Origin of the sequence: Variovorax sp. OV700 (assembly GCF_900099805.1) — a bacterium.
Classification (GTDB): domain Bacteria; phylum Pseudomonadota; class Gammaproteobacteria; order Burkholderiales; family Burkholderiaceae_C; genus Variovorax.
Genome location: NZ_FNDR01000002.1, coordinates 702,521 through 719,242, shown reverse-complemented (window position 1 = coordinate 719,242; position 16,722 = coordinate 702,521). Strand labels below are relative to the sequence as shown.

The following is a 16,722-nucleotide window of genomic DNA, read 5'->3' as shown; positions in this document are numbered from 1 at the left end:
TCCAGGCCGCCAAGGTCAAGCAGCAGTACTGGGAGCAGACGGACAAGGGCGGCAAGGGCGCCGAGACCGTGCTGGCCTGGAACATCAAGGAAAACAAGGAGGCCTGAGCCTCTCGTCGTTCGATGCCTCCAGGGCCTCAGCGCGCATGAGGTCCCCGGGCATCCCGGCCACGCCTCTTTCCGTAGGGTCAACTCAGGGGGATCTCATGCCAACAGGCTCCGCGCAGCTTGCGCGTGTTCTCAGTGTCTCTTCGTCCGCCATGCCGGCGCTGGGCGGCGAGCCGGCGTTGGAGCCCATTGCCATCGAGGGCGATGAAGGGATGAGCTGCCTGTTTCGCTACACCCTGACCCTGGCCACGCCGGAGCAGCCCGGCTACAACGAGCGCCAGGCCGCCAACGTGGCCATCAAGCAACTGGTGGGCGAGGGCCTCACTGCCCACATCGTGCTCGATGGGCGTCCGGGTGCGGGGCCGCAGCGGCGCCACATCTCGGGCCTGGTGACGCGCGTGCGCTTCCTGCGGCTGGAGAACCGGCGCGCACTGTACGAAGCCGTGATCGAACCCTGGCTCACCCTGGCCACGCGCACCAGCGACTACCGCATCTTCCAGAACCAGAACGTGCTGGACATCGCCCGGGATGTTCTCGGCAAGTACGGCTTTTCGTTCGACGTGCGGGCCACCCGCAGCTATCCGCCGCGCGAGTTCCAGGTGCAGTACGGCGAGAGCGACCATGACTTCGTCGCGCGGCTGCTGCACGAGTGGGGCCTGTATTTCTACTTCGAGCACGAAGAGGGCAATCACAAACTGGTCATCGTCGACGACATGGCGTCGCACCAGCCCTTTGCCCATGCGGGCTACCAGCGCATTCCCTTCCACGCGGCCGATGCCACCGTGCGCGAGGAACGTTGCGACCGCTTCAATGCCTGCGAGGAGCTGCAAAGTAGCCGCTGGGTCACGGATGACTTCGACTTCAAGCGCCCCAAGGCCGAGTTGCAGCAGGTCAGCGCCATGCCGCGCAAAACCGCGCAGAACACCTGGGAGCGCTATGGCTGGCCGGGCGACTACGTGGTGGAGACCGAAGGCGAGCAGCTCGTGCGCACGCGCATGGAAGAGATCGGCAGCCAGGGCGAACGCGCCAGCGGCTCGGGCAATCTCCGCGCGGTGGTGCCGGGGTATCTGCTCACGCTGGAGCGCCATCCTCAGAACGAGTCGAACCGCCAGTACCTGGTGACCGACGCCCATCTGCGGCTGCAGGACGTGGGCGATGCCAGCGACCAGCAGGAGTTCGAGTGCCGCGTGGATTTCGAGGTGATTCCAAGCAGCAAGGTGTTCCGGGCGCCAGCACCGCTGGCGCCCAGGCCGCGCACCAGGGGTCCGCAGACGGCGATCGTCACCGGGCCGGCTGGCCGCGAGATCTGGACCGACGAATACGGCCGCGTGAAGCTGAGCTTTCACTGGAACCGCTATTGCACCAAGGACGAGAACAGTTCGTGCTGGGTGCGCGTGTCCTCGCCCTGGGCCGGCACCCACTTCGGCGGGATCCAGATTCCGCGCATCGGCCAGGAGGTGATCGTCGATTTCGAGAACGGCGATCCCGACCGTCCCATCGTGACCGGGCGCGTCTACAACGCCGACAACATGCCGCCGTGGAAGCTGCCGGACAACGCCACGCAAAGTGGCCTGCTCACGCGCAGCTCCGAAGGCGCGACGGATGCCAACGCCAACGCGCTGCGCTTCGAAGACAAGAAGGGGCAGGAGCAGGTGTGGCTGCATGCGGAGCGCAACCAGGACATCGAGGTCGAGAAGGACGAAACGCACTGGGTGGGGAACGACCGCAGCAAAAAGGTGGAGCGCAATCAGATCTCCACCATCGGCATGGCCTACATGCACAACGTGGGCCTCGCCAAGATGGTGAATATCGGCCTGGCCTACTCGTTCAACGTCGGCATGTTGCGCAATACCGTCGTCGGCATGACGGACAACACCTTCGTCGGCAAGACGCAGACCACCAAGGTCGGCGAGCAATACACCCTTTCAGTGGGAGGCGACAAAGGCAGCCACATTCAAATGGACGCCAAGACCATCTCGCTGCGCGTTGGTGCATCGGTCGTGCAGTTGACGGCAGATGGCTCCATTGCCGTGACGGGAAAGAAGATCAACATCACGGCACAGGGCGATGATGTCACGGTCAATGGAGAAAATATCTGGTTGAATCCGACCGGGGGGCAAGCCGCCCTGCAGCCTTCGGCCGTTCCCGTGGCACCGCCATTTCAGCCTCCTGACAGCCCGGCGGCGAGCCTCGACAAGCTGATGAGCGATCCGGGCCAACTTCTGGGCAAGGTTTCTCAACTGGCCTCGGTTGCCCAGCAAGTCTCCTCGGCGGGAGGGGGCAGCGGAGGAAAAGGCCCCGCACAGCTGCTGGGTGTCGCATCGGCCGCGGTGAAGGGGATGATGAGTGCGAAAGAGGCACTTCCTCAGCGGGTGGATGGCACACCGGGGAGCTCCCGATGAGCGCGGCATCGGCACCGCCAATTCCGGCGCCACGCCTTCAGCAGGTGCGCAATGCGACGCCGTTTCCTCATCTCCAGTTCGACAAGATGGGCAAGGGCCGACGCTTTTACGACGTCGTGGTTGTCTGTGCGAGCTTTGTTCTCGAGGCGGGCCGCCTGCAGCCCGCTGCAGGGCACCGAGGACCAGTCCTTGCGGACGAATTCTGGGATCCTGCACGCGCCGAGTTGTCGAGCCTGCGCGCCGCCACCGATGTCTTGCTGGTCAAGCCCGCGACAGATGTGTACGTGACCGGCGCGGCGCGCACCTTCGACCGGCGAGCATGCAAGGCATGGAACGTCGCGCTCACCGTCAAACGCCGGGGAGAGCTGCTGTTGCATAAGACGCTTCGCCTGACGGGGCCCCGGCGTTGGACAGAGGGCCCGGAGCCGGGGCACCACGCGCTGTCTGATGCCGAGCCTACGCGCGAGGTCCAGCTTCGCTACGAACTCGCCTATGGCGGTTGGTGGTTCGACAAGGGAGACGATCCCTCCGCATCACCTCGCACGTATAGCCAGAATCCTTGCGGCACAGGTTGGTTTGGAGCGGCTGCCAGGAAGGATGACTCCCGCGACTGCTACGAAGACAGCAAGACAGTGCCGGCACCGCAGATCGAATACGCGGATGCCCCCATTCCGGATGGCAACCAGGATCTTCTCGTGGCTGGACTGGCGCCGATCGCCCGGTTCTGGGAGCCGCGTGTCGCCTTGGCCGGTACATACGACGACGCTTGGCGCAAGCGCTTCGAACACGAGACCGTCATGGACTATGCCTCGGACTTCGACGAAAGGTTTTTCCAGTACGCGCCGGGCGACCAGGTGATCGCTGGCGGGCTCGTCGGCGACGAGGCGATCCACCTGGCCGGATTCTTCGTCTCCGCGTCCGCCATCGACATGCAACTGCCCCATGTTCGGATCGAAGCCACATGCGAAGCCGAAAACGGTGAACGGCACCGCGAGGCGATGAAGCTGGATACCGTGCACATCGACCTCGACGACATGCGGGTCCACCTCACCTGGCGGTTGACCCTCGATCAAACGCGCGACATCGTTGCAGTCGAGTTGCGCGACCAATCGACCGATGACAACGCAGTTCGTGACGAAGACCTCATCGAGGGAGTTCTCTCGTGACCATGGAAAAGCACATCGCCGATGCCGAGACGCAGTTCATGGTGCTCAACGTGACGCCGGACTTCTGCAAAGTCGGCAACAGAATTGTTCCTTTCGACATCGTCGCCATCCTGCCTCCGGAACGCGCCGCGTATGCGCATTCGGTGTTCGCGCACAGCGAAAAAGTGCTGATGGTCGACAGCGTCGTGAAAGGAGTGACGGGCAATGCCGGAAGCGGTGTGCGATCTGGTGTTTCCCTCGGCGCCGGCAATGTCAAGGTCATCACGGGTTCAAAGACCGTTTTCGTGGAAAGCCGGGCGGCAGCGCGCCATGGCGATCTCTGCGAGATGAACGGAGCAGCGGGCTGATGGGCGACACACCATTCAGCGGCAACGGAACCATCGGTCGCTTGCATACGCAGGTGGTGCCCACACCGCCCAGGATGCTTCAAAAGAAGGACTGTGAAAGGATCTGGAGTGATGTCCGGGAAGCGGAGAGCGCGATGGGCTGGATCCAGTGGATCGCCACAAAGGACGAGTCCTGGCGCGATCCGTGGGTCATCAATGCGCGCTACCAGGAATGCAAGCAATGGCCGAGCCAACTCGAGGAGGCCAAGTACACGCGGGCTCGCGACCAGTTGATAGCCTATGACAGAGGCGAGCTGGCGTTGAGCGCGGAGGACGCGGTCCAGTTGCGTGGGGCGGTGAACAAGGTTCAGTCTCTGTACGACGTGAGCGCGCCCTACAAGACCATGCCTGCCGACTACATGAGCGAGCCGGAAAGGGAGCTCTTCCGGCGTTCGGGAAACAACTTGGGCATGGCCTTGATGCCGACGTCGATACCCGGAGTTTTGGGTGCGCGATGGCTCGGTGCGAATGAAACCGTGGCCGCGCAGGCGGGCTTGGCGACAGCGGGCGTGCTGGGAGCTGGTGCAGCGACGTTCGCAGCAAAGGGTCAGCAGCTTCGGCCGTTGCCGCCTCAGCAAACCAGTGGCTTGTATATCGGGCCGAAGAGAGTCTGGAATTTCAAGCCGCCCCTCACCTCGCGGCACAGCATTCGCGGAGTCAAGGAAAACAGCCGACCCAAGGAAAAAAATACCGTGGCCGACCCGTCTGTGGATATGAAGGCTGACGTCGAGGCCATCAACAACGGGCAGGGCACAAGAAACGGGAACCTGTACACGGTCAACGGAAGAACGTATCAGCGTTTTGACAACCATCTGGTGCCGCACAGCGGACCGGGTTTCCATCCGCTCGACCGCGGTGAGTTCAAGGCGCTGGGAATCTTCAATTCACAAGGCAACACACCGCAGGCGATGCAAAATGCGATTCGTACAACCAACGATATGACTGCTCAACGAGCGCTCGAAATCTGGAGACTCGGACAATGATCTGGTTTGATGCCTCCTTGGAAAGCCCTGCCGATGATGGCCTCCTGCAGCGTTGCATAGCGGCAATGCTCAACGTCTCCACCGAGAGCGTGGAGGTTGTCCACAGCATCAGAGAAGTCGAAGATGCGCCCGTCACATGCGTCGTTGAACCTCATTCTGTAGACAGCTACTCGCAACTTATCACCCTCTATCTCCCCGAGGCCTTGCCGCGCCCTGACGTTCCCGAGGCGGCCGCTCGATTGGCTCGGACGCTCGATAGATCTTTGCTCCTGGCGAACGACGAAACAGCGAATCCGTATTCATTCATTCGCGTCTCCAATACCGGCCAATGTTCGGTTGTCTTGGTAGACCCTGACGAGCTGGACGAGAACGACCGCTATGTCATTCGGGAGCCCGGCCGCGAAAACGACGGGGCTTCGACGTAGCAGGGCGCGTGCCATGACTTCAGCAGCATCGCTCAAGAGCGCTACCCTTGCGGCCCTGTTCCCACTGAGGAGCCCGCACAGCTGGGATACGTGACAGGCGACCCCTTCGCGGACCAGGCCTTGCCAGCGGATGTGCGCTTGGTGCGAATCGGTCCTTGAGCTGCTCGCGGTGAAACCGAAGCGCCGCGTGCCACCAGCAGACCTGATTAACGATGTGCGCCCAGAGGGTTCGGTTCGCAATCCTGCAGCAGCTCATGCGAGCGAACAGTCATTCGGGATTCCCCTTGGATGACGTATCAATATGTTGCATATATTCCACGCTCATTAATACAAAAGAGGAAACTGGCCATGAAACACGGTGGACTCGCACAGTGGCTCACAGGCATGGCAATCGCGACGGCGGCGATGAGCAATGCATGTGCCCTTGAGGTACTGGTGGCACAGGTAGCACCCATTCGCGGGCTGGAAGCCAAGCAGGGGATGGGCTATGCCGCCGGCTTGCGTCTGGCGTTCGAGGCTGCGAATCGCCGAGGCGGCATGAACGGCCACACCTTCGCACTGACGACCGAGGACGATGGCAGCCGCCCGGAATCCACCGTTGAACAGACCCGCAAGCTGCTCACCGAAAAGCGCCCGCTGGTGCTGGCGGGCTACTTCGGAAGCCAGAATCTGCGCGAACTGCTGGCCTCGCGACTGCTGGAGCAGCAGCATATCGCGCTCGTGGGTTACCGCACGAGCGACATCGCGCCTGCGCACGCGCAGCTTTTCAACGTGCGCGCCGACATTCCGAGCGAGCTGGCCAAGCTCACGAACCAGTTGGCGACCGTGGGCGTCACCAAGCTGGGCCTGCTTTACGAGGCGGGCCCGGGGGGCGATGCGATCGTCGCGGCGGCCGACCAGGCGGCCGCGCAGGCCAAGGTCCGCTTCCTGGCGCGCGCTTCCTATGCGAGCGGCAACCGGAGCGCGAACACATCGATTGCCGATGCGGTGCAGATGTTCACCAAGGCTGCGCCCCAAGCCATCATCCTGGTGGTCAACGGCGCCCCGACCGCGGCCTTCATCGAGGCCTACCGTCTCAGCGGCGGCACGGCGCAGCTCTTCGCGTACTCGGGCGCGGACATCGAGCAACTGTCGCAGCGGCTGGGAGATGACCACCTAAAGGGCGTGGTCATCTCCCAGGTCACTCCGAATCCCTACAAGAACACCAGCCGCCTGGTGCGCGAGTTCACCGAAGCCGTGGCCCAGCAAAAGCCGAAGGAACCGAAAAGCTACGTGATGATGGAGGGCTACATCGCCGGGCGCGTGATCGTGGAAGCCGTGCAGCGCCAGGGCCGCACTCCCACGCGCGAAGGCATGATCGCCACCCTCAATGCGATGAACGACTACGACCTCGGGGACTACGTCATCGGTTTCGGCAGCGGCGCGCGCAGCGGTTCGAAGTTCGTCGAGCTTTCGATCGTTAGCAACGGCGGCAGGGTTCAGCAATGACTGGCATCCTGACCGGCGCTTCGTGTCGGAGTAGAACGCCGCCGACCTTTTGGGGCTGGAGTGGCGATGATCCTGCGGGACTTCGCTGCAATGCCCAGGCAGAGCGGCGGGCCGGCGAAACGGCGCGACTTATAGTCTGAGCCTGTCGATCATTACCTCCTGGACCTTGACGTCCAAGGTCTTGTGGTCGCGCAGCACTGCCAGCGGGAAGGCGCAGGCGCTGGTTGACCTCGTCAAGCAGCATCTGGCTTAAGCCCGGGTGCGAGTAGTCGTCAATCGCCAAATGACAAGCCCTGCCTCGAGCTGTTCACGCTTCCCGGCGTAATCGGTTTACAGCTTGAGAAATTTCACCCAATCAACCGCCCAACCACCTCGCCGGGCCTGTTACGAGCCACGGAAAAAACACCAGAACGAACATCACGATGAACTCCGCGAGCATGAAAGGGAGTACACCTTTGGTGACTTCGTCCAGCTTCATCCGGCCGACTCCAGCCACCACGTTCAGCACCGTACCCACTGGCGGCGTGATCAGGCCAATGGCATTGTTCATGATGAAGAGAACACCGAAGTAGATCGGATCGATGCCAGCGGCCTTGATGACGGGCATCAGCACGGGCGTGAGAATGAGGACGGTCGGGATCATGTCCATCGCCGTTCCGACCAACATGACCAGCACCATGATGGCGATCAGCAGCATTGTCTGATTGCTCATGAAGGGTTTCAGCAGATCCACCGTCTGCGCCGGGATATCGGCGACTGTGATGAGCCAGGCCGAGACCATTGCCGCCGCGGTCAAGAACATGATTACCGCCGTCGTCTTCGCGGCACTCGCGAACACGCCATACAGTTGCTTCAGTGAAAGTTCACGGTACACCAACGTAGACACCAGCAGCGCATACACGGCGGCAACGACAGCCGCTTCCGTCGGCGTGAAGACTCCGAACTTCAAGCCCACGATGACGATGATTGGTAGCACCAGTGCCCAGGTGGACTCCTTCAGCGCTTGAACGCGCTCTGGCCAGGTTGCCTTAGGCGGCGGAACGATGTCCTCCTTGCTGGCCACCAGGTACCACGTGATGGCGATGCTCAATCCCATCAGCAGCCCCGGCACGATGCCAGCCAGGAACAGTTTGGAGATCGATACATTGGCCGCAACGCCGAAGATCACAAAGCCAATGGATGGTGGAATGATCGGGGCGATGATGCCTGCGGATGCAATGAGCCCGCCTGCGCGGCCCTTGTCATGACCCGCCCGTACCATCATCGGCAGCAACAGCGCAGCCAGCGCGGCCGTGTCTGCCACGGCGGAGCCCGACAGCGCCGCCATGATGCAGGCTGCCACAATGGCCACGTAGCCAAGGCCACCGCGTCGATGACCGACGAGTTGGAGCGCCAGGTTGACGATGCGTCGTGAAAGACCCCCGACGTTCATGATCTCGCCCGCAAGCATGAAGAAAGGCACGGCCAACAGCGGGAACGAATCGGCGCCGTTGATGACGTTCTGGGCCAGGATCTGCGCGTCGAAGATGTCCAGGTGCCACATCAGGGCCACGCCAGAGAGAAGCAGGGCATAGGCGATCGGGACGCCCAGTGCCATCACGCCGAGCAGCGAGCCGATGAAGATGAATATGGTCATGTCGTATGTCTCCGCGCGCTCATTGCTTCTTGAAGGGCTGGCTCTGATCGAGGTGCAGCGCTTCAAGCTGGGCCATCTCTTCGCTTTCCTGGCTCATGCTCAGATCAGCTTCAGTGGCGGTGCCCGAGACGATCAGCCAGAGCTGCATCAGCAGGAGGAGCGCACTGCATCCTGCGAAGACCAGACCGGATCCGTAGAAGATTGCCATCGAGGCACCGGACACGGGTGCCAGTACCTCGCGATTGATGAGGACCTGGGCCCAGCTGCCCGAGAACAGCAGCCAGGTGGCATAGAGCATCATCAAGTGGGCAACCACCGCGAATACCTTTTTCCCCACGAGCGGCAGGCGCGAAACCAGCATGTCGGTTCCCAGATGTCCGTGCTCCTTCAGCGCAACGACAGCGCCCAGGAAAACCATCCAGACGAACAGCCACCTCGAGACTTCTTCGCTCACTGCGATGCCCGAGTTCATCGCGTATCGCAGGACCACGTTGCCGAACACCAGGATCACCATCAGTGCAAGCAAGATGACCAAGAGTGTTTCGAAGAGACGGCAAAGGGCGTCGACGAGTCTGTTCACGATGGGACTCCAGTCGATCACTTGCGCAGCTTGGCCAGTTCCGCGTGGGCTTCCTTGACCAGCGCTTCGCCAACGACACCGGCGTACTTGTCGACGACCGGTTTGGCCTTCTCGCGCAGCCTGGCGCGTTCGGCCGTCGACACGTCATTCACGACCATGCCGTTCTTGGCGAGCACCGCCAGTGCTTGGGAGGTGTACTCCGGAATCTTCTTTCGCTGGAACTCCTTCGCCTCCATCGCGGCTTGGATGATCAGCGCCTTCTCGTCGGCGTTGAACCGATCCCAGCTCTTTCCGCTGACGAGCAGAACGATGTAGTTGTACATGTGCGCTGTCAAAGACATGTACTTCTGCACTTCGTACGCTTTCATGCTCGACGCGATCGGCGCGGTGTTGGTCATGCCGTCGATGGCCTTCTGCTCCATCGCGTTGTAAACCTCCGTGAACGACATGGCCACGGGATTGGCGCCCAGTGCGCCCATCAGGTCGACGTACACAGGGCTCTGGATGACGCGCAGCTTCAGGCCTTGGATGTCGTCCGCCTTGTTGATGGGCCGTTTGCTGTTGTGGAGATGTCGGAACCCGAAGGCCGAGATCGGCATGCCGACCACGCCCTTTGCTGCGAGCTTGTCGAACATCTGCTTGCCCACGGGCCCATCGATCAGGCTCGACGCTTCCTTGTCGTTGTCGAGCAGGAACGGGAAATCGAGAAGTCCGAATTCCTTGACGACGCCGACGAGCGCATTGGTACCCATCACGCTCATGTCGATGGTGCCGCCCTGCAAGGAGGAGATCATCTGGACGTCGCCTCCGAGTGTGCCGTTGGGGAACACCTTGATCTCGATCTTGCCGCCGCTCTTTTGCTTCACGAGTTCGACGAACTTGTCGACGCCGTTGAGTGCGCCCGTGTCAGCGGCCGTGACAAATGCAAGCTTGACCTTGTGGTCCCTGATCTGCGCTTGCGCATGGCTCGCTGCCAGGACCAGGCCACAGGAAAGTGCGGCTGCGATCCCTCTGAGAATCGACCGCGTTGAACTCGTTTTTTGTGTACGAATGACCATCATTGTCTCCGGTGCGTTAAGTGCTTGGATTGATTCATGAATGCGGTGCGATCTGCACACGCGGTGCGCAGGCATACGACTGGAAGAAGTCCGTCGTGTGCTGGGCCGCCGACCTAGCTCGCTGAAGCGGCGAAAAACCGGCTTCGGTCGCTATGGGTGTCTCGATGACCAACTGAAGGCCGGCCGGAAGCAGATCGAGTATTTGTTGCAGCGGTATTGCGCCTTCGCCAAGGTGCAGCCGGGAGCCGCGCGCTTCCGCGGCGAGCTTCTCCGGTGGCAAGGCCGTTGCAACGCAGTCGGACAGCTGCGCGTAGGCGATTCTTTCCGCCGGCATCTGAAGCAAATCGGACGGTGCCGCACCGGCGCGGAAGAAGTGCAAGACGTCCAGGATCAGGCCGGCATTCGCACGTCCCGACGCGTCGATCATCTGCAGGGCATCGCGCCAAGTTTGAATGTCGCGATACATCATGAATTCGACGCCGACAGTGAGTCCAAATTGAGCAGCCTCGTCGCACAGGCGTCCGAACAAGTCGATGCGCTGTTCTCTCGACAAGAAGGTCGCGTTGTCCGCGAACTCTGTGCCGATCGAAGAGATGTGCGTTGCGCCAAGTTCGGCCCCGAGTTCCAACGCAGGCCTGAAACGCTCGACATCCGTTTGCGGGGACAGAACGAAGGCCTCGACGTCGAAGACGCCGACACCTGTGTCCCGGGAGGCGGCCTTGATCTCTCGGATCACATCGGGCCGGCCGATGACTTCATGCTGCAGCGGCTGTGCGGTCGCGGTCATGAGCAACAAGCCGACCTTGCCGAAGCCCGCCTCGGCTGCCGCCCGAATCAGTTCGGTTTGAGTAGTGCGGCCAACCGTGAGGTTGGCCAGAGAGACGTGATTAAGTTGGGTTTCATTGATCATGGCTGATGGGAGAGTTGGGGCGACTGCGCGAGCCTGACTCGCTCGGAGTGGCGCCTATGCGTGTCAATAGGTTGCTCGCCCACCGGTCAGGTCGAAGGTGAAGCCGGTTGTGAAGCTGCAATCCGCGCTCGCGATCCACGCGACCATCGCCGCGAGTTCCTCGACTTCCATGAGCCGCCGCATCGGAATCTTCGCCTTGATCGATGCGATGAACTCGGGCGTCATCTGCTTGAGCAGGTCGGTCTCGGCCATCGTCGGCGCCACGCAGTTGACCAGCACACCGGATTGCGCGAGTTCCTTCGCAATCGATTTCGTATAGGCAATCACGCCACCCTTGGCTGCGGCATAGGCGCTTCCGTTCGGATTGCCTTCTTTGCCGGCGACCGATGCGACATTGACGATGCGGCCGTAGCCGTTCGCGATCAAGTGCGGTATCGCCGTTCGACAGCAGTTGAAGACACCGGTCAGGTCGATATCGAGCACGCGCTGCCACTGGTCGACGGGGTACTCCCAGGTCGGAGCGATGGGACCATTGATGCCCGCATTGTTGATCAGGATATCGACGCGCCCGGCCGCCAACAGGGCCTCGTTGAAGGCCTTCGAGACGGACGGTAGATCGGCCACATTGACCTGCTGCATCAACAAAGGTTTGAAGCCGGCTTGGGACGTGGCGAAGTTCTCGAAATCCAGATCCCACAGAATGATCCTGCGTCCTTCCGAGGCCAATCGCTTGGCGATGCCGAGCCCGAGCCCGCGGGCGCCACCCGTGACGATAGCGGTCTGAATTGGATGATTTGTCGTGGTCAATGGCTGTTCCTGATGCTGTGTTGCGAAAGTTCGAAACCCGCTGCGTGGCGGCCCGCGATGTATCCGAAGGTCATGGCGGGGCCGAGATTGATGCCGCCGGACGGGTAGTAGCCGCCCATCACGCTGGCCATATCCGTCCCGACTGCGTACAGGCCGGCGATCGGCCTGTCGCTTCGGTCGAGCACCTGGGCTGCGCCATTCGTTTTGAGGCCGGCGAAGGTTCCGAAACTGCCGGGCAGCACCTTCACGGCATAGAACGGTCTTTGCTCGATCGGTGCCACGCACGGGTTCGGCCCCGCGTGCTGCGGATCCCCCTGCTTGCGGTTGTAGGGCGTGGAGCCACGGCCAAATTCCGGATCCTCGCCCCGGCGCGCGTGCTTGTTGTAGCGCCCGACGGTTTCGACGAGGCCCGCGGCGTCGATGCCGCAGCGCTTGGCAAGGTCCTCGAGGCTGTCGGCTCGCTGGAGATAGCCGCTTCGGATGGAAGGTCCGACGGGAATCGGAAACGGCCGTGCATGGCCGAGGCCATAGCGTCTCTGAAAGCGGTGATCGCATATGAGCCAGGACACCACGTCCTGACCTTCGGGCACTTTCGCGACCATGGCAGCGGTGTAGTCGTAGTAGCCGTCGGCTTCGTTGACGAACCGCTTCCCATCGGACAGCACACCAATCAGCCCAGGCTTGGCCCGATCAATGATGTGCGGGAAGTGCCCGACGCTGCCATCGCCGTGTCGAACCCGCGAGACCGGCGCCCATGCCACAGGTGAGGCGAGATCCGTCACCAGGCAACCGCCTGCCGATTCGCCGAGGCTGATGCCGTCACCAGCGCACGCGGCGGGCGGCAGCGCGAGATGCTCTTCGCCGGTCGGTGTGCGAGGGAATAGCGCCTTTCGGCGGTTCGCATCATGCGGGAATCCGCCTGCCGCGAGGACCACGCCTTTGGCCGCGCGAATCTCGATATCGCCTTGTGCCGAGGCCACGACGGCACCGCGCACGGCGCGGTTCTCCACGATCAAGCGCTTTGCAGGCGCCGACTCGATGAGTGTCACGCCCAGTTTCTCGGCGGACTTCGCCAGCCGGCCGATGAGTGCGACGCCATTGACCAATTGCATCGCACGTCCATACAGCGCCAGGTCCATCAGGTGCCGGATGAAGCGCGTGGTCACGTGGAGCAGCGACTTCAGCGAACGTGTCATGTTCAGGAAGGCCGCGAGGTCGGCGCCCGCCATGATCGGCATGCCCATGAACGAGGTTTCGCGCATCGTCTTGCGAAGGCGTTCCACCAATGGACCGAGTTCGCGGCCGTCGTAGGGTGCGGCAATGACTTGGTGGCCTTGTGTGCCGGCGCCTGCCACGCTCCCGTGGATGTCGGGAATGGCGTTCCCATCGACGAACTTCAGGTCGGTGTGTTCCTCGAAAAAGGCGACCATGCGCGGGCAGTTGTCGAGGAACGCATCGATCCGCGCGGCGTCATATCGCGCGCCCAACTCATTTCGGAGATAGGTTCGCGGCTGCTGCGGGTCTTCATGGATACCAGCACGCTGGGCGAGTGGATTGCCAGGAACCCACATCCAACCGCCCGACCAGGCTGTGGCCCCGCCGAAGACGGCTTCCTTTTCCACCACCACCACCTTGAGGCCATGCCACGCGGCCGTCACGGCCGCCGCCAGGCCCGAGGCACCGGAGCCGACCACGAGCAAGTCGCACTGCAGCGACTCGACATCGCCGCGCGTCTCGCTTGCCAAGGGCTCTGACATCCGCATCTCCTGTTCTTGCAACGACCCACCGTCGTCGCGAGAGCAGAATTTAGTGATCCGGCAGCGAAATCTCGCCTATCCGCCACCTGCCGAAAGATAGGTTGGATGCCCCGTGGCGGGTAAACACCTACAGGAGCTTCGACTGGCGCGCCTTGGCAATTGCCTGGGCGCGATTGCGCACGCCGAGCTTCTCGAAGATCTGGCTGACGTGCCACTTGGCCGTACCCAACGTGATCACGAGCTGCGTCGCGATCTGTTGATTGGCAAGGCCTTGACTGACCAGGCGTAGCACCTCGAGCTGGGTCCCGGTGAGTCCTGCCGTATTCGCCTCGACAACGTCTTCGTCCGCCGGCTGGCGGAACTGTTCGAGCAGGCCGCTGACAAACGCTGGCGCAGCGCTGCTCACTTGGCGCAGCAGTCCGGCCAATGCGGCATCCCCGTCGAGGAAAGGGCGAACATAGCCGCCCGAAGCGGCCAACGACACGGCCCTCTCGAGATGTTCGAGCGTTGCGCCTCGGCCGCCGTTGGCGCGATGCCCCAACGCCTGTAGCACATGGACCGTGACGAGCAGGCCGGCTTGCCCTTGGCTGCGACATGACACCTCGACCGTGCCGAGCATGCGGAGCGCCGCAAGCGCATGGTTGCTCGCGAGCAGCAAGCGAGCGTGCAGGAGTTGTCCCTCGACCGATGACTCGACCGCGCCGCGAATTTCCTGGAAGGTCTGGTTCGCCGCGGCGACGTTGCCCTCGCGAAGCTGCAGGTCTGCGATGGCGATGCGCACCATGCGCTGGCGCCGTGGATTGCGCGAGCGATCCGCCAGATCCTGGGCCGCCGCCAATGCATTCCACGCCTGCTCGCGCGCACCGCGTGCATGGTGGACCCTGGCGAGGGCGCACTCTCCGGCCAGCGTGTGGTACAGATTGCCAAGCTGCCTGCACAGCGCCACACCCGCCTCAAGCAGCTCGACCGCCTCATGCAGTTCGTTTCGTTCATATGCCAGCATGCCCATCGGTATCAGGATGAGGCCGCTGATGGGCGCCTGCGCTTCGTCCGATGGCGAACAGCGCTCCAGCGACGCGCGGCAGAGCAACTGCGCCTCGCGCAATTGGCCCTGCGCGCTCATCAACGGGGCGAGATGGGCCAGCGCGTCAAGCGCCGTCATGCGATGCCCGAAGGCCCATCCCAGCTCGAGCGCCTGTCGCAGCATTTCGGTGGCTGGCTTCGGCAGGCCGGTGCGAAGCAGACCCAACCCCTGGTAGAAAAGCGCCCAAACCCGGAAGAACGAGGTGCTGCTTCCCAACTGATCCAGCGCTTGGCGCGACAGCTCGATCGCGCGGGCCGGGTTGTCCGACGTGATCGCGAGAAAGGCCTGGAGTGCAAACAGGATGCCCTTGTGTTCCTGGGAGCTTTCCGCCACATTCGGCGCGCCAGTTAGAGCGTAGTACTCCTCGGCTTCTACGGTGCGGCCGCTCATGAACAGAAGCCACGCCTGATACCCGGCAAGGTCCTGATGCTGACGCACAAGGGATGCCGGCAGCATGTCGAGCCATGCCAGCAGCGTGGGCAACTCGCCACGGGCGAGCATGTCCTCCACGAGACTGCGAAAGAGCCGCACTGCATCCGCGTCGCTGCGGGCCGCGAGCGCGTGCTTGATCGCGTCCTTTCCCATCCCGTGAGATTCGAACCACGCGCTGGCTCGACGGTGCAACTCGATCCTCTCCGACTCGGCAAGGCCTTCGCGAAGAAAATCTGCCAAGAGCTGGTGATACCGGAACCAGCGGCCCTGGTCATCCAGCCGCCGCAAGAAAAGGTTCGCGCGCTCCACCCGGACCAGCATTTGCCGGCTGTCGGTGCGCTCGGTGACCGCATCGCAAAGATCGGCAGAGAAGCGATCGAGGATGCAGGTTTTTCGCAGGAAGTCCTGCAGATCCTGAGGCTGCTGGCGCATGACCTCGGCTGCCAGGTAGTCGATCACATGCCTGTGCTCACCACTGAATGCCGCGGCGACCTGTGCCAGGTTCACCGCCCCGTGCGACTGCATGTGCCGCTGCAGCGATAGCGCAGCGATCTGAAGCCCCGCCACCCAGCCTTCGGTGCGTGCTGCAAGCGTCCGAGCCGATTCGGCATCGAGTGTCAGCCCCATGCTCCGGGCGAAGAATGCCATCGCTTCGTCCGGCGTGAATCGCAACTGGTCGACTCCGACGTCGGCAACCCATTGCCGCGTACGCCATCGGGACAGCGGCAACTGGGGATCTTTGCGGGTGGCGACGACCAGACGTAACTGCTCAGGCAGGTGCTCGACGAGAAAGGTCAGCGCCGCATCGAGTTCTGGGTTGTCGATCGCTTGGTAGTCGTCGAGCACCAGTACCACCGGATGGTCCAGTTCGGTGAGCTCGTCCAGCAACGATGTCATCCGATCCTTCGGGGTCGGCGACCCTGCTCCGGAGAGGGGAGCCGTCGCTGTGCATCCCACGTCGACATTGGCGCCTTGCAAGGCACCTCGCAGATAGTCGAAGAAGCGCACCGGGTCGCTGTCGTCCTCGTCCAACCCCAGCCATGCCACAGCTGGTCGATCCACGGCTTCGTTGACCCATGCCGAGAGCAATGTGGTCTTGCCGAATCCCGCTGGAGCGCAGAGAAGTGTCAACGGCTGCTTCAGTGATCCGGACATCAAATCAAGCAGACGCGGACGCGACAAGCTCATCGGCTGAGCAGGCGGGAGTGCAAGCTTTGCCTTCAACAAGAGAGTTTGACCTGGGGTTCGCATTCCGTTTCGCAGTCCGGGCTTGCGCCATGGGCCTTGCCAACTGCGGCATTTGCACTTGGGCTACAAATTCTGGCTTGACATGCGTCAGTATCAGCCGTTGTACTTGAGCTTACAGCACGATTGCTCCGCCAAGGCTTGCTTACGAGGATGCTCGGCGACCACTCGGAGGAGTTGGTGCAGCCGCACACTTGGCAAGCCGCCGTACGGGACGATGCACGCCACGACGCGACGGCAGCTGGGCGCCGGATCG

Annotated in this window: 13 protein-coding genes and 1 pseudogene; 7 read left to right on the top strand and 7 right to left on the bottom strand. The window is 62.4% G+C overall.

Annotated elements, in window-relative coordinates:
- The 7 genes and pseudogenes from BLR24_RS31010 to BLR24_RS07075 all read left to right on the top strand — a co-directional run.
- Positions 1–107, top strand: a pseudogene (locus tag BLR24_RS31010) (type VI secretion system tube protein Hcp); the annotation flags it as partial.
- Between the two features lie 98 nt (positions 108–205).
- Complete coding sequence (locus BLR24_RS07100; RefSeq protein ID WP_093014623.1) at positions 206–2,509, top strand: type VI secretion system Vgr family protein; 2,304 nt, start codon at positions 206–208, stop codon at positions 2,507–2,509.
- Positions 2,506–3,675: a DUF2169 family type VI secretion system accessory protein gene (locus tag BLR24_RS07095; RefSeq protein ID WP_093014620.1), complete on the top strand. Its 1,170-nt coding sequence runs from the start codon at positions 2,506–2,508 to the stop codon at positions 3,673–3,675. The genes BLR24_RS07100 and BLR24_RS07095 overlap by 4 nt, the downstream gene beginning before the upstream one ends.
- 2 nt (positions 3,676–3,677) lie before the next feature.
- Positions 3,678–4,022, top strand: a complete 345-nt coding sequence (locus BLR24_RS07090; protein WP_093014617.1) for a PAAR-like domain-containing protein — start codon at positions 3,678–3,680, stop codon at positions 4,020–4,022.
- Positions 4,022–5,044 (top strand): hypothetical protein, encoded by a 1,023-nt coding sequence (locus BLR24_RS07085; RefSeq protein ID WP_093014614.1) that lies wholly within the window; start codon positions 4,022–4,024, stop codon positions 5,042–5,044. The genes BLR24_RS07090 and BLR24_RS07085 overlap by 1 nt, the downstream gene beginning before the upstream one ends.
- Positions 5,041–5,469 (top strand): hypothetical protein, encoded by a 429-nt coding sequence (locus tag BLR24_RS07080; protein WP_175543211.1) that lies wholly within the window; start codon positions 5,041–5,043, stop codon positions 5,467–5,469. Before BLR24_RS07085 ends, BLR24_RS07080 begins: the two co-directional genes overlap by 4 nt.
- A gap of 348 nt (positions 5,470–5,817) precedes the next feature.
- Complete coding sequence (locus BLR24_RS07075; protein ID WP_254787196.1) at positions 5,818–6,957, top strand: ABC transporter substrate-binding protein; 1,140 nt, start codon at positions 5,818–5,820, stop codon at positions 6,955–6,957.
- Between the two features lie 355 nt (positions 6,958–7,312).
- Here BLR24_RS07075 and BLR24_RS07070 read toward each other — a convergent pair whose 3' ends face one another.
- From BLR24_RS07070 to BLR24_RS07040, 7 genes are all read right to left on the bottom strand, one after another.
- Positions 7,313–8,593, bottom strand: coding sequence for a TRAP transporter large permease subunit (locus tag BLR24_RS07070; RefSeq protein ID WP_093014611.1), 1,281 nt, complete (start codon positions 8,591–8,593; stop codon positions 7,313–7,315).
- 19 nt (positions 8,594–8,612) lie between these two features.
- Entirely contained in the window at positions 8,613–9,173 is a 561-nt protein-coding gene (locus tag BLR24_RS07065) for a TRAP transporter small permease (protein ID WP_093014849.1), read from the bottom strand.
- Between the two features lie 17 nt (positions 9,174–9,190).
- Positions 9,191–10,231: a DctP family TRAP transporter solute-binding subunit gene (locus BLR24_RS07060; protein ID WP_254787195.1), complete on the bottom strand. Its 1,041-nt coding sequence runs from the start codon at positions 10,229–10,231 to the stop codon at positions 9,191–9,193.
- 34 nt (positions 10,232–10,265) lie between these two features.
- The gene (locus BLR24_RS07055) at positions 10,266–11,141 is read right to left on the bottom strand and encodes a sugar phosphate isomerase/epimerase family protein (protein WP_093014608.1); all 876 of its coding nucleotides are present in this window, start codon (positions 11,139–11,141) and stop codon (positions 10,266–10,268) included.
- 63 nt (positions 11,142–11,204) lie between these two features.
- Positions 11,205–11,948 carry an SDR family NAD(P)-dependent oxidoreductase gene (locus BLR24_RS07050; RefSeq protein WP_093014605.1) on the bottom strand — a complete coding sequence of 248 codons (744 nt, stop codon included), beginning with the start codon at positions 11,946–11,948 and terminating at the stop codon, positions 11,205–11,207.
- The gene (locus BLR24_RS07045; RefSeq protein ID WP_093014843.1) at positions 11,945–13,705 is read right to left on the bottom strand and encodes an FAD-dependent oxidoreductase; all 1,761 of its coding nucleotides are present in this window, start codon (positions 13,703–13,705) and stop codon (positions 11,945–11,947) included. The genes BLR24_RS07050 and BLR24_RS07045 overlap by 4 nt, the downstream gene beginning before the upstream one ends.
- Positions 13,706–13,832: 127 nt before the next feature.
- On the bottom strand, positions 13,833–16,409 hold the full coding sequence (locus BLR24_RS07040; protein WP_175543210.1) for a winged helix-turn-helix domain-containing protein: 2,577 nt from the start codon (positions 16,407–16,409) through the stop codon (positions 13,833–13,835).
- Positions 16,410–16,722: the final 313 nt, after the last annotated feature.